At 60.2% G+C, this 304-nt stretch carries 1 protein-coding gene; it reads left to right on the top strand.

Annotated elements, in window-relative coordinates:
- Positions 1 to 304 (top strand): hypothetical protein (locus NE591_RS14150; protein ID WP_256156968.1); only part of this gene is annotated, 304 nt, incomplete at both ends.

Below are 304 nucleotides of genomic sequence, written 5' to 3' on the forward strand. Positions count from 1 at the left end.
CGCAGTGGTTCTATCCTGACAGCACGGACATCGGCTGCGAACTCTCTACCCTGACGCTCTATACCACCATAGAAATGGTGTGCATGGGCCTGGCCATGCCCCTGGTGGGCAAATTGCTCACGCGCGTGAAACTGCCGGTCATCCTGATCGCGGCCGTGGCCATGGAGGTGCTGGCCACTGTGGCCATGGCCTTCTACGATGAGCACTGGATGTGGTATGTCTCCGGTGTGTTCGTCGGTCTCGGGCTGGCGGCCTCCAGCACCGTTACCGTCACGCCCACCATGGGTAATTGGTTCGCGAAGAA

The sequence above is a fragment of the Adlercreutzia sp. DFI.6.23 genome, assembly GCF_024462535.1.
GTDB classification, from domain to species: Bacteria; Actinomycetota; Coriobacteriia; order Coriobacteriales; family Eggerthellaceae; genus Adlercreutzia; species Adlercreutzia rubneri.